This window comes from Microvirga sp. GN3 (genome assembly GCF_055792825.1).
In genome coordinates, this window is sequence record NZ_JBVVAK010000011.1 from 88,799 (window position 1) to 99,531 (window position 10,733).

The window sequence follows — 10,733 nt, forward strand, 5'->3', positions numbered from 1 at the left end:
ACGGGCTTTTAAAGCCCTGGAATGTCACACATGAGCGCATTCGCCGCAAACTGCAACAGGGTTGACGATCCACGCCTGGCGGGTCCAATGGCAACCCGTTCGATCAAGGCCCGCTCATGCCGCTCTCCTTTCCCATCATCGATCCCGTGGCGATCTCCATCGGCCCCTTCGCGATCCGCTGGTATGCGCTCGCCTATGTGGCCGGCCTCCTGGGCGGCTGGTTCTACGCCAAGCGCCTCGCGGCCAAAGCCGATCTCTGGGGCGGCTTGAAGCAGCCGAAGCCCACCGATGTCGACGACCTCATCGTCTGGGTGGCGCTGGGCGTCGTGCTCGGCGGGCGGATCGGCTACGTACTGTTCTACAATCTGGGCTCCTATCTCACGCACCCGCTGGAGATCTTCGCGATCTGGCGTGGCGGCATGTCCTTCCATGGCGGCTTCCTCGGCGCGGTGCTCGCCATCGTGCTCTTCGCCCGCTCGCGAGGGCTCAACCCGCTCGCCATGCTCGACATGGCGGCGGTGGTGACGCCCATCGGCCTGTTCTTCGGCCGCATTGCCAATTTTATCAACGGCGAGCTCTGGGGCCGTCCCGCTCCCGACTTTCCCTACGCGGTCGTCTTTCCCCATGCGGGTCCCGAGCCGCGGCATCCGAGCCAGCTCTACGAGGCCTTCGGGGAAGGCCTGATCCTCTTCATCATCATGGCCATCGCCGCCCGCCGCTTCAGTTTCCAGCGTCCTGGTCTCCTCGGCGGCATCTTCGTGCTGGGTTATGCGGTGGCCCGCATCGTCTGTGAGTTCTTCCGCGAGCCGGATGCACAACTCGGCTTCCTGTTCGGCGCCTCGGTTCAGGCGCTCAGCGGCGGCATCACCATGGGCATGCTGCTCTCCGTCCCCATGGCGCTCGTCGGTGCAGGCGTCATCGTCATGGCCGTGCGCGGCTATACGCGGCCCTCCAAGACCGTTGAGGCCGCGTGAAGCCGCTGAAGGATATCTTGCGCGAGATGATCGCGCTCGAGGGCCCGATCACAGTCGAGCGCTACATGAGCCTGTGTCTGAGGCACTACTACGCCACCCGCGACCCGCTGGGCTCAGGCGGCGATTTCACCACGGCTCCCGAGATCAGCCAGATGTTCGGCGAGCTGATCGGTCTGTGGATGCTGGAGGTTTGGAACGGGAAGGGCCGTCCTGCTCCATGCCGGCTCGTCGAGCTGGGGCCGGGACGCGGTACGCTCATGGCCGATCTGCTGCGGGCGACAAAGCTCCTGCCTGATTTCAAGAACGCCGCCACCGTGCATCTCGTCGAGACGAGTCCGTCCTTAAGGCGGAAGCAGCAGGAAGCCCTCACCCCATCAGGCTTCTCCCTTCACTGGCACGACCGGATCGAGGATGTACCCGCCGGCCCCACCCTTCTCGTCGCCAACGAGTTCTTCGATGCCCTGCCCATGCGCCAATTCGTCGGCACCGAGCGCGGCTGGTGTGAGCGGCTCGTGGGTCTCGACGACGAGCGCCTGATCTTCGGCCTGCGGCCGGAGCCGGAACCTGCTCTCGGCCAACCACCGCGCGTCGGCGATATCCTCGAATGGCCGGCTGCTTCCATCGACGTCATGAGCGAGTTCGCCCGGCGTTTGAAGCACGATACAGGCGCTGCGCTGATTCTCGATTATGGTTATTGGGGCCCGGCTTTTGGAGATACGCTGCAGGCGCTCAAGGAGCACAAATTCGCCGATCCCCTGGAGGAGCCGGGAGAGGCCGATCTCACCACCCATGTAGACTTCCATCGCCTCGCCCAGGCCGCAATTGCCGGGGAAGCCCGGGCGCATGGCATCGTCACCCAGGGCGATTTTCTCCAGGCACTCGGCGTCGAGGCCAGAGCCGCCGCTCTCAAGGCACGCGCCACGCCCGCACAGGCCGCCGGTATCGACCACGCGCTCGCCCGGCTGACGGAACGCGGGCCGACCGGCATGGGTGATCTGTTTAAGGTTTTAGCCGTTACACATGAGGCGATCGCAACCGTCCCCGGATTGCCCGCCCTGTCTCCCTCTTCCTAAGATCGAGCCATGTTCATTCAAGCGCCCGCCCTCGCCTCCCAGCCCGGCATCCGCCATGCCTTCTTCACCCGCCAGGGTGGCGTGTCCGATGGGATCTATGCCTCCCTCAACGGCGGCATTGGCTCATCAGACGAGCCTGCGAAGGTGCAGGAGAACCGCCGCCGCATGACCGAGGCGCTGAGCATCAACCCCGATGCCCTGATCAGCGTCTATCAGGTTCATTCGCCGGATGCGGTCATCGTCGAAGGTCCATGGCATGGCGAGCACCCCAAGGCGGACGCCATGGTCACGGCAACACCCGGCCTCGCGCTCGGCATCACCACGGCGGATTGCGGGCCGGTGCTGTTTGCGGATCCGGAAGCGCGGGTGCTCGGAGCAGCCCATGCGGGCTGGCGCGGCGCGGTAACCGGCGTGCTCGAATCCACCATCGAGGCGATGGAAAAACTCGGCGCCCGACGCTCGAACATTGTCGCTGTCCTTGGGCCGACGATCAGCCAGAGGGCCTATGAGGTCGGTCCCGACTTCATTAAGCGCTTCGCAGAAGAAGCGCCCGGACACGAGCGCTTCTTTAAGGAAGCCGAGAGATCGGACCATGCCATGTTCGACCTTCCCGGCTTCATCGGCGCGCGCCTGGAAGCGGCAGGGATCGGAGCCTTTACCGATCTCGGCCTTTGTACCTATTCCGACGAGGAGCGGTTCTTCAGCTATCGCCGCACCACCCATCGCAAGGAACCGGATTACGGCCGGCTGATCTCCGCGATCGCGTTCACTCCTTGATGCCGACCACGTCCGGCGTCTCCCAGGCGAGATGCTGGCCGCCATCGACGGCGATCATCTGGCCAGTGACGCTGCGCGCTTGCGCCAGATAAAGCACCGCATCGGCAATCTCGTCCGGCGTGCCGCCGTGCCCCAGCAGCACTGCCTCGCTCTGCTTGGCGAAATCCTCATCGCCCTGGCGCACGTTCGATAAGGTGGGACCGGGCCCGATTGCATTGACGCGGATGCGCGGTGCCAGCGCCTGCGCCATGGTCTGCGTGGCCGAGAACAAAGCCGCCTTGGTGAGCGTGTAGGAGAAGAATTGCGGCGTGAGTTTCCAGACCCGCTGGTCGACGATGTTGATAATGCAGCCGTGCATGTCGGCAGGAAGCTGATGGGAGAAATCGCGGGCGAGAAATGCCGGGGCGCGCAAGTTGACGGCAAAGTGCCGATCCCATCGATCCTGCGAGAGCGTCTCGACCTCATCCGGCTCGAACTCGGAAGCGTTGTTGACGAGAAGCGTCAGCGGCCCCAGTGCCCGAACCGACTCCGGCACCAAGCGCTCGACCGCATCGCCATCAGCAAGATCGCCCTGCACGACCGCGGCCCGCCCTCCAACCTCCCGGATGCGGTCTGCGATTTTTTCAGCCTCATCGGTCGAATTGCGGCAGTGGATCGCCACTGCATAGCCCTCTGCCGCGAGCCGTTCGACGATTCGCCGCCCGATGCGTTGCGCACCGCCGGTTACGAGAGCGGCCTTGTTCATGGTCAACCTCTTGAAATGTAAGCACATCACAGCACTTCGTGCATTGGACAAGAAAATGACATTTTTTTGCTTTGTCGTCGAACCAACAGCCAAGCTGTACGTTTAGGGCTCCAGCAATGCGCAAGGGGGAACTCGCACATTGCCGCCACAATCCTGCCACGGTGGTCTTCGGCGCTGTGGTTGTCAGGTCACAGCCCTCGACCGGTTGTCGCTCTATAAACGGGCAGTGCTTGGCTTGACCCAATGGGAAACCGGGTCGGGCACGCATGACATCGATTAGGAAAGAGAAACCATGAAGAAAATTCTTCTCGCCAGCGTCGCTCTCTTCGGCTTTGCCGGAGCCGCTTCCGCTGCGGACCTCCCGGTTCGCGCCGCTCCTCCGGCTCCGGTCATTGCTGCTGTTCCGGTCTTCACCTGGACCGGCTTCTACGTCGGTGTGAACGCCGGCTACGGCTGGAACACGAACGACAGCATCACGACGCTTGATGGCCGTCGTTTCGACCTGAACGACGAGGGCGGCTTCGTCGGCGGCGCTCAGGCTGGCTACAACTACCAGATCGGTTCGTTCGTGGTCGGTCTCGAAGGCGACATCCAGTACGCCGATTTCGGCGGCGATGACCGCTTCGACTTCGACGGCGACGGCATCCTCGACGACGACTTCAACCGCAGCGACTGGTTCGGCACGGTGCGCGCCCGCGCCGGTGTGGCCTTCGACCGCGCCCTGATCTACGCCACCGGTGGTTTCGCCTTCGCGGACGATGCTACCGGCTGGACCGTCGGTGGTGGTCTCGAGTACGCCTTCACCAACAACCTGTCGGCCAAGGTCGAAGGCCTGTACGTTAACCTCGATCAGGACGACAACAGCATCTTCGGCATCGACAGCGACGCCGAATTCGGCGTGATCCGTGCGGGTCTGAACTACCGCTTCGGCACCTACTAAGATCCATCGCTCCCGCGATGATCGAAAGGCCCGGTGGCAACACCGGGCCTTTTTGTTTATGGCGTCACCCTGGTCTTGGCATAGGCCGGAACGCGGGATTCGAAATCCGCAAGCCAGGCGACGAGCTTGGGATAGCTCTCACGCCAGCGACCGCCGAAGCGCAGGTCGAGATAGCCCAGCGCACAGGCAAGAGCGATCTGGCCGATGTGCAGATTCTGGCCGGGTTGTGCGAGATGGGCCTCAGCGTGGTCGAGGCCGCGGCGGACCTTGTCGGCCTGGTGGCTGACCCATTTCGGCTCGTGCCTATCCTCCGGCCGGAAGCGGCCCTCATAGACCTGCAGCAGGGCCGCATCCATGATGCCGTCGGCGAGCGCCTGATCGCGCAACGCGGTAAACCTCTCCGGGCCATTTGGAATGATGCCCCCGCCCCCGGCGAGATGATCAAGGTAATCCACGATCACGCGGGAGTCATAGAGTACCTCGCCGCTCTCCAGGATGAGCGCGGGGATCTTGCCGAGCGGATTCTGCTGACGGATGGAATCCTCAGGGTTCAAGGTATCCGCGTCGACAATCTGAATGCGATCGGTCAATCCGAGGATCGAAGCCGAGAGTTTGATCTTCCGGCCGAAGGGCGACGCGGGCGAGGAACGGAGAACGAGCATGACGTGCATCCTGTTAGAAGAACGGCAGGAGTCATGAACGCTTAGGCATCGATCGGCAATCCGGTTTAAGCAGGGGGGCCGAATGCTTCACAGCGATAAGCGCCGTAGCCGCTGCGCGACAGGCGCTCTGCGAGTGCAGGCAAAAGCGTTTCCGCCTCCTCTCTCAAGGACCAGGGCGGGTTGATGACGAAAAGCCCACTGCCATTGAGCCGTGATGGATCGCGCGGATCGTCCACATAGAGTTCGAGACGAAGGCCCGGGCGCGGACTCTCCTCGTGCAATCGTGCGGCCACAGTATCGACGGGGCCGACATCCTTGATAGGATACCAGCCGGCATAAACGCCGGTCGGCCATTTCTTCAAAGCGGTGAGCAGTTCCGTTCCGAGGCGTTCCAGTTCATTCGGCTTCTCATAGGGCGGATCGATGAGCACGAGCCCGCGCTTCTCCTTTGGCGGGATCAGCGCATGAAGCGCCGTCCAGCCGTCGAGATGCATCACCTTGAGATTCGTGACCTCATTGAAGGCCTCGCTCAGCATCGCGTGGTCGGCCGGGTGCAGCTCCACGAACACGCCCCTATCCTGGCGCCGCAGCAGCTCGCGCACGATTCCGGGCGAGCCGGGATAGACGGTCTCGCCATGGCGCGCCCGCACATCGGCAACCACGCCCCGATAGGGAGCGAGGATGTTCTCGACCTCGGGTGGAAAGGCCTCGTCCAGGCGCCCGATCCCTTCGACCCACTCCCCGGTCCGCCCGGCCTCGTCGCCAGCGAGATCGTAAAGCCCGATCCCCGCATGGGTGTCGATGACGCGCAGCGGCGTTTCCTTGCGCTGCAGATAGACGAGGATGCGCACCAGGAGAGCGTGTTTCATGACGTCGGCGAAATTGCCGGCGTGGAAGGCATGGCGATAATTCATTGTCGTCCTATAGCATCGGACCCAAAAGTGGGCTCCACTTTTGGGTCCGATGCGCATATCATTTCAGTGTACCGGACTCAGGCGCTATCTCACCGCCGGGACCGTAATTTCGCCCGCGCGGCAACCGTCGCGGTCGACCTCGGGACACTGGCGAAAGCCGCGCAGGTCCCTGGCAAGGCAGATGCGCACTTCCTGAAAGATACGCCGTCCACAGAAAACCGAAATCATATCGGGACGCAAGCCCGGATTGGCGTTCATGAAGGCGCGTTCGATCTCGCTCGGCAGCACCTTGGACCGGCTGTCCAGAGACTTGAAGCCGTTGGGAATGCGCACGAACTCGCGCGCCTGCCGCACCGCTCGGAAATAGCCGCTTGGGCTTTCGCCCGTGCAGGTCCCATGCTTGCGCCATTGATAACGCGCCAGATTATCGTCCGGGAATAGTCCGCTGGCGTCTGCCATCGCCGCCTGGGGAACGAAGCGGCCATTGGGTTCGCAGAAGCTGGGATAGCCCTGCTCCCGCTGGGGCCACAATCCGTGGGTCACGAAGCCGAGACTGCTGCCGGCGTCGCATTGGCGGCTCCGGCTGCCGCTGCTCTCGCAGAAGCCGGGCGACCACGACAGGGCCAGCACATAAAAGTCGAACTGCCCCATCGGGGCACCCCTCGCCTCCCGGGGGCCCTGGGCCGCGGAAGGAAGGATCAGGAGAAGGCAGGCGCCCGCGAAGGCAAGCCACCGGCGCAGGATCAAGGGGCCGCCTGCTTGCAATGCGGTGCAAAGGCATAATTGCGGTCGAGGCCGTCGACGCAGGCTTCCGTGTTCCAGCCGATGCCGATGAAGCCGAGATCCTCACGGATCGAGAAATTGATCCTGCGCTTGTAGCCGTCGGACACGATCACGGTGCCGGTGCAATAGCGGCGGGGAATGAAGTCGAGCCCCCAAGGACGCCAGGCGACTTCCTGAACGCGCTCGAAGCCGATCAGCTTGAGGTCGGAATTCCAGAACCGGCCTTCCTTGCGCGCAAATCGCGAACTGATGTCCTGGAGCACGGACGGATCGGCGCAGGCCGGCAGCGAGGCGTCGAAAGGCTCGTCCCGTCGTTCCGCGGGCGTGATCTCACGCGCAAGCGCAGGCGCGCTCAACAGCGCACAAGAGATGATAGCCGCCAGCCACTTCATGTCGAATGCTCCACCAAGTCTTCAGACCGTGTAACAGCGACCATGTGGGCGACGCCCGCGAAGGTCAAGATGCGCTTACGGTTTAATAGATGGCGTGGCTGTTGAGCATCATCGGCTGGCCCGCGGATCGCCCCTGCTGCCTCGGCGGAGCATAGGTCTATTCGAGCGGGCGGCCCACCGGGGGAAGCGGCGCCTGGGAATAGGATGGGGACGCGGGGGCCCTTGAATATCCTGCGTTCGGCCCCGGCAGATCGGCCGCGTATCCTCCGCCGGACGAGTAGCGCGCTGGAGGAACCGGGGCAGAGATGACAGGAGACGGCGGCGGAGGGGCTGGCGGGATATAGGCCTCTCCGTCCGAGACGTCCTGCTCCAGATCGACGGGCGCCAGATCGCCGAAAGCTGCGGCGCTCTGCAGAACCTCGCGGCTGCGCTCCGGATCGATTCGCGGAGAGAATTTCAGGACCGGCTTGCAGATGCGCCGCTCGCCGCGGGGATCGTGGCGCGCCAGGTCGATGTGGAAGTGATCGTAATGGAAGGCGTCGGAGCCAGGTCCCAGCACGGTCGTGAAATAGCGGCAGGCGCCGACGAAGGCTTCGCGCAGGAATTCCTGTTCAGTGGCATCCCTTCCCCGCCACCCCTTGACCACGGAGATTTCCCGACCGTCGGCCAGGACGAAGCCCATGACGTCGAGGGCGTTGCCGAACGAATGCTCCGAGAGCTTGGCGCCCATCTGGTTATTCCGAGGACGGCAGGAATAGGAACCGGCCTTGATGTCCGCCAGAGGCACGCCGAAATACATCTCGGCGGCAGGCTTCACGATCTCGTTGAGCCAGGTATCGATGCGGGGAATGATCGGGCAGGCCAGCGTGACCTTCGATTTGAGCCCCACTGCACCGTCGTTGAAGGCCGAGACCTTGAACGGATAATCCATGCCGCAGACACCCGGCCCATCGATCTTGGAACTGAGAGACATATAGGCGGAGGGCTGTACGAGGCGCTGCGAGAGGCAGGCTTCCTCGGCCTGCGCGCGCCAAGGCTCACGCTGTTCGAACCGAAACAGCCCGCAACCGGTGAGCCCAAGCCCGGTGAGCGATAGGGCAAAAAACGCAACTAACCCGCGACGCATGGGCGCGAGACTGGCTCAAGGACGTAAACATCCCGTCAACGGGGAAGGCGCCTTCTTCAGCACATCGCGCGAAAACGACGGATCGCACCTGGCAATGTGCATTCAAGGAGTGGGGGCCCCCTTTGCATCTTCACCGGCATTGTTCCGGGATCCATGTCTTGACACCCTTGTGGTTCCCAAGACGTGGATGGCCGGGTCAGGTCCGGCCATGACGGTGTGGGTGGGGATGGGTCTATATCAAAGAGCCAGCAGTCAGGGGCCCGCAGCCTGCGCTGCGAGCCTGACGGTTGATCGAGGGTGGCGCGACGGGCAGCCCGGCTCGATGTCTGATGGTGAAGGGAAGAGCCGAACTGTCTCTTCGCGCACGGCTTGTTGAGGCGGACAGGCGAGGCCGGCTCAGTCAACCGCCGCAGGCGGTGACCGTCTGCGCGACGGCGGCCTGCGACCGATCCCGACCACCAACCCACATCCTGGGCCTCCCGCACCTGCGTTCAGTGCGTGCACGGGACCGTGCCTGCTCCCACACTGCGACGCCTCGCGAGCGCGCCCCTCGCCAGGAGCAGATCTGAGGCAATGATATAGCTAATGCTAGGATCATTGTCAAGAACAAAATGAGAACATTATCCAAGCGCCTATCGCGTCATCCATCCCCGGACTTGTTCCGGCCATCCCCGTCTTTGCAGCGTTGCGGTTCCCAAGGCGTGGATCCCCGGGACTGATCCCCGGATCAAGTCCGGGGACGGGGATGACGGCGGAGGGTGTGGAAGTTGGTGCATTCCCCGCCAGAGCGCAGCGGAGGGAAGAGATCCTCCTGCATGTTCAGCGCTCGCGATCCTGTGCTCCAGTGAGTTCGATTCGAGAATTTCGGGCGCCTTTTGCAACTGATTCACGTTGACGGCGGGTGCGACAGAATTGAGCAGGAACTTTTTTCGCCGAGAGTTTCGCAAAAATTTTGCACAGAAAAACAACGGCTTAAATTTTTGTTAACGATTACATCGACCGCTGCTACGCTCCCTATACCCCCTGTGAGGCGCTTCTCAGGGCCGCGGAGGTTTGATAGCGTACCTATCCATTCAGAGAGGGGGTCCAAACCCCTTCAGAGATAGGGGCTCCGATGAACCTGACATCGAATCTGGACTGGGCGTCCAAGCTCAACATCGCGGCTGTCTGCGTATCCTTTTCCTATATTCTCGTTGTCGTAACCGGTCTCTTTTAAGACAGCACCTTATCGCCTCGGATCGGGCGAAAAAGCGATCCTCCCTTGCCTCCACGCTGCCGAGCCCCGGCAGCGTTTTTCATGTCTCCGGGCAGGGCACTTCCGTGATGCTCCAGGACATCACGTTGATTTCCATCTGGCACTGCGCCAGCTTGGGCCCCTCGGCGGTCTTGAGGCAGACCTTCTCCCCAGGCGCGAACATCTTGCCCTGGGCACGGCAATAACAATCGAGCGGGTTGTGAGCAAGAGCCTGAGCCGTCTGGGACATCGGCACCTCATGGGCCAGAGCCGGGGCTGCGGCGATCAGGCTTAGAAAGACAACGACGCTGCGCATGAGACGCCTCCGTATGTCATTTCACGGAAGATGCTCACCCTGTCGCGAGGCTGCGTCAAGCGCAGATTAACGCCATCTTTCCGTCGCCCGGTCGTCGGCCTCCTTGGCCTCGATCCAGGCTCCGACCGTTCCATCCTTAAGATGCTCGCGCTTCCAGAACGGTGCGTGGGTTTTCAGGTAATCCATCAGGAACGAGGCGGCCTCGAAGGCCGCCTGACGGTGGGCGCTGGCCGTAAGCACGAGCACGATCTCCTCGCCCGGCATGATCCTGCCGAAGCGGTGGATGACAGTGAGGCCGAGAAGCGACCAGCGGGTTTGTGCCTGCGCGGCAATACGGGCGATCTCGGCCTCCGCCATGCCGGGATAATGCTCAAGTTCGAGGGCCGCGAGCCGCCCGCCCTCATCCCGACACAGGCCGGTAAAGGCCACGACCGCCCCGATATCCGCCCTCCCTCCGGTGAGGGCTGTCGTCTCGACGGCGGCATCGAACGGCTCAGCCTGAATGCGGATAGTGGCTGCCATAGCGTTCGGCCCCTCGCAGGAGCTAGCCGCCCGTCATCGGCGGAAAGAAGGCAATCTCGCGCGCCCCCGCGACCCGGGCCTCGGGCTTGACGTGAACATGGTCGATGGCGGCACGGACGATGCCTTCGTTCTCGAAGGCATATTCGTATTCCTCGCCCCGCCCCTTCAGCCAGCGCACCAGCTCCGCAACGGTGTCGATGCCTTCGGGAAGCTCGATCTCCTCGTCCGTCCGGCCGACCCGCTCCCGCACCCAGGCGAAATAGACGAGCTTCATA

General features: G+C 63.0%; 13 protein-coding genes. 4 read left to right on the forward strand and 9 right to left on the reverse strand.

The window, feature by feature from the left end; all coding sequences use genetic code 11:
* Positions 1-116 precede the first annotated feature (116 nt).
* Genes lgt through pgeF form a run of 3 tightly spaced genes read left to right on the forward strand, consistent with a single transcriptional unit; the run spans position 117 to position 2,824 of the window.
* Positions 117-974: a prolipoprotein diacylglyceryl transferase gene (lgt, locus tag ACS5Q1_RS08210; RefSeq protein WP_473097690.1), complete on the forward strand. Its 858-nt coding sequence runs from the start codon at positions 117-119 to the stop codon at positions 972-974.
* Positions 971-2,047: a class I SAM-dependent methyltransferase gene (locus ACS5Q1_RS08215; RefSeq protein WP_473097691.1), complete on the forward strand. Its 1,077-nt coding sequence runs from the start codon at positions 971-973 to the stop codon at positions 2,045-2,047. Before lgt ends, ACS5Q1_RS08215 begins: the two co-directional genes overlap by 4 nt.
* Before the next feature lie 9 nt (positions 2,048-2,056).
* Positions 2,057-2,824: a peptidoglycan editing factor PgeF gene (pgeF, locus tag ACS5Q1_RS08220; RefSeq protein ID WP_473097692.1), complete on the forward strand. Its 768-nt coding sequence runs from the start codon at positions 2,057-2,059 to the stop codon at positions 2,822-2,824.
* Here pgeF and ACS5Q1_RS08225 read toward each other — a convergent pair.
* Positions 2,814-3,569, reverse strand: coding sequence for an SDR family oxidoreductase (locus ACS5Q1_RS08225; protein ID WP_473097693.1), 756 nt, complete (start codon positions 3,567-3,569; stop codon positions 2,814-2,816). The two genes, pgeF and ACS5Q1_RS08225, sit on opposite strands and share 11 nt — an antisense overlap.
* Before the next feature lie 292 nt (positions 3,570-3,861).
* Here ACS5Q1_RS08225 and ACS5Q1_RS08230 point away from each other — a divergent pair, with 292 nt between their 5' ends.
* Complete coding sequence (locus ACS5Q1_RS08230; RefSeq protein WP_473097694.1) at positions 3,862-4,509, forward strand: outer membrane protein; 648 nt, start codon at positions 3,862-3,864, stop codon at positions 4,507-4,509.
* 56 nt (positions 4,510-4,565) lie between these two features.
* On the opposite strand, the gene ACS5Q1_RS08235 is transcribed toward ACS5Q1_RS08230, so the two are convergent.
* From ACS5Q1_RS08235 to moaD, 8 genes are all read right to left on the reverse strand, one after another.
* Positions 4,566-5,171 (reverse strand): glutathione S-transferase, encoded by a 606-nt coding sequence (locus ACS5Q1_RS08235; protein WP_473097695.1) that lies wholly within the window; start codon positions 5,169-5,171, stop codon positions 4,566-4,568.
* A gap of 65 nt (positions 5,172-5,236) precedes the next feature.
* Entirely contained in the window at positions 5,237-6,085 is an 849-nt protein-coding gene (locus ACS5Q1_RS08240; protein ID WP_473097696.1) for a 23S rRNA (adenine(2030)-N(6))-methyltransferase RlmJ, read from the reverse strand.
* 84 nt (positions 6,086-6,169) lie between these two features.
* A complete protein-coding gene (locus ACS5Q1_RS08245; protein WP_473097697.1) occupies positions 6,170-6,832 on the reverse strand; it encodes a ribonuclease T2 family protein in 663 nt (220 codons plus the stop codon).
* Positions 6,829-7,260, reverse strand: a complete 432-nt coding sequence (locus ACS5Q1_RS08250; RefSeq protein ID WP_473097698.1) for a hypothetical protein — start codon at positions 7,258-7,260, stop codon at positions 6,829-6,831. Before ACS5Q1_RS08250 ends, ACS5Q1_RS08245 begins: the two co-directional genes overlap by 4 nt.
* Before the next feature lie 157 nt (positions 7,261-7,417).
* The gene (locus ACS5Q1_RS08255) at positions 7,418-8,386 is read right to left on the reverse strand and encodes an extensin-like domain-containing protein (protein WP_473097699.1); all 969 of its coding nucleotides are present in this window, start codon (positions 8,384-8,386) and stop codon (positions 7,418-7,420) included.
* Between the two features lie 1,295 nt (positions 8,387-9,681).
* Entirely contained in the window at positions 9,682-9,936 is a 255-nt protein-coding gene (locus ACS5Q1_RS08260; RefSeq protein ID WP_473097700.1) for a hypothetical protein, read from the reverse strand.
* Between the two features lie 66 nt (positions 9,937-10,002).
* Positions 10,003-10,458, reverse strand: coding sequence for a molybdenum cofactor biosynthesis protein MoaE (locus ACS5Q1_RS08265; RefSeq protein WP_473097701.1), 456 nt, complete (start codon positions 10,456-10,458; stop codon positions 10,003-10,005).
* Between the two features lie 22 nt (positions 10,459-10,480).
* Positions 10,481-10,732, reverse strand: coding sequence for a molybdopterin converting factor subunit 1 (moaD, locus tag ACS5Q1_RS08270; protein WP_473097702.1), 252 nt, complete (start codon positions 10,730-10,732; stop codon positions 10,481-10,483).
* Position 10,733 lies beyond the last annotated feature (1 nt).

Coding starts and splice junctions, on each gene's coding strand:
- lgt (WP_473097690.1), top strand. CDS start 117: ATGCCGCTCTCCTTTCCCATCATCGATCCCGTGGCGATCTCCATCGGC.
- pgeF (WP_473097692.1), top strand. CDS start 2,057: ATGTTCATTCAAGCGCCCGCCCTCGCCTCCCAGCCCGGCATCCGCCAT.
- ACS5Q1_RS08225 (WP_473097693.1), bottom strand. CDS start 3,569: ATGAACAAGGCCGCTCTCGTAACCGGCGGTGCGCAACGCATCGGGCGG.
- ACS5Q1_RS08230 (WP_473097694.1), top strand. CDS start 3,862: ATGAAGAAAATTCTTCTCGCCAGCGTCGCTCTCTTCGGCTTTGCCGGA.
- ACS5Q1_RS08235 (WP_473097695.1), bottom strand. CDS start 5,171: ATGCTCGTTCTCCGTTCCTCGCCCGCGTCGCCCTTCGGCCGGAAGATC.
- ACS5Q1_RS08240 (WP_473097696.1), bottom strand. CDS start 6,085: ATGAATTATCGCCATGCCTTCCACGCCGGCAATTTCGCCGACGTCATG.
- ACS5Q1_RS08250 (WP_473097698.1), bottom strand. CDS start 7,260: ATGAAGTGGCTGGCGGCTATCATCTCTTGTGCGCTGTTGAGCGCGCCT.
- ACS5Q1_RS08255 (WP_473097699.1), bottom strand. CDS start 8,386: ATGCGTCGCGGGTTAGTTGCGTTTTTTGCCCTATCGCTCACCGGGCTT.
- ACS5Q1_RS08260 (WP_473097700.1), bottom strand. CDS start 9,936: ATGCGCAGCGTCGTTGTCTTTCTAAGCCTGATCGCCGCAGCCCCGGCT.
- ACS5Q1_RS08265 (WP_473097701.1), bottom strand. CDS start 10,458: ATGGCAGCCACTATCCGCATTCAGGCTGAGCCGTTCGATGCCGCCGTC.
- moaD (WP_473097702.1), bottom strand. CDS start 10,732: ATGAAGCTCGTCTATTTCGCCTGGGTGCGGGAGCGGGTCGGCCGGACG.